This is a genomic window from Ruegeria sp. CDSB117, assembly GCF_059611005.1.
On sequence record NZ_JBXWOS010000070.1, the window covers coordinates 1 to 1,109 of the forward strand.

The window sequence follows — 1,109 nt, forward strand, 5'->3', positions numbered from 1 at the left end:
GGCTCTAACGTGTAACGATTGATCCCGGTATTCTTCGCCATGTGCCATCAGCGCCCAGACGATACGCGCCATTTTATTGGCCAGTGCTACCCTGATTAACATGGTTGGCTTGCGCTCCAGCATCCTTGCGAGCCAGGATCCCGGGACGGCTCCTTTTTGTTCGGCCCACCTAACCACGGCACTGGCGCCAATAATGAGGAGGCGTCGCAACGTCCGGTTTCCCATTTTTGACGTGCGCCCCAGGCGCTGCTTGCCACCAGTCGAATGCTGGAGTGGGGTTAAGCCTACCCATGCAGCAAAATCGCGGCCCCGTCTAAATGTCGAAGGCGGTGGAGCAAGTGCAGCAAGCGCTGTCGCAATAATCGGGCCAACGCCTGGTATCGCGGTCAACCTCTGACATGTTTCATCTTCCTTGGCACGCTGTGCGATTTGCGCCTCCAACTGCCTGATGCGGCCATTCAAGATGCGGCCATTCAAAGCGTCAAGCGTATCGACAAAAATGCTCAGGAGAGGACGGGACATCTCCGGCAATTCAATGGTCCCGTCTTCAGTTTGCGGACATGTGTTGGGCCTTTCGCAACCACAAAACCGAACTCGGATAGGTGGCCGCGCAAGGCATTGATTATCTGCGTGCGTTGCCGGACCAACAGATCTCGCGCTTTGAATGCCAGGGCCGCTGCCTGATTGTCTTCGCTGCGGATCTGCACAAACCGCATCGTTGGTCGCAGCGCTGCCTCGCAAATGGCTTCAGCGTCGATCGCATCACTCTTGCTGCGTTTCACAAACGGTTTGACATATTTAGGCGCGATCAAACGAACCGTATGTCCGAGTGCTTCAAATTCTCGCCCCCAATAATGGCTCCCGGAACAAGCCTCCATCGCAATGGTGCACGCTGGCAGTTCAGAAACGAAAGATAGAAGGTTGTTGCGTCTCAGCTGTTTGCGAAAAACCACTTCTCCTGTGGCACTGCACCCATGAAGTTGAAACACATTCTTCGCCAAATCCATGCCGACAAGCTCCAAGTCCGCCATTTTGCTAACCTCCTGATGGTTTCCATCTCCAAAACCTACCAGATGAGAGGTCAGGGGATGTCCATTCCATCAGAACCA

1 pseudogene is annotated in these 1,109 nt (G+C 54.6%); it reads right to left on the reverse strand.

Annotated features, from left to right (window positions below):
- Positions 1 to 1,031, reverse strand: a pseudogene (locus AC2FJC_RS23840) (IS110 family RNA-guided transposase); the annotation flags it as partial.
- Between the last annotated feature and the right edge of the window lie 78 nt (positions 1,032 to 1,109).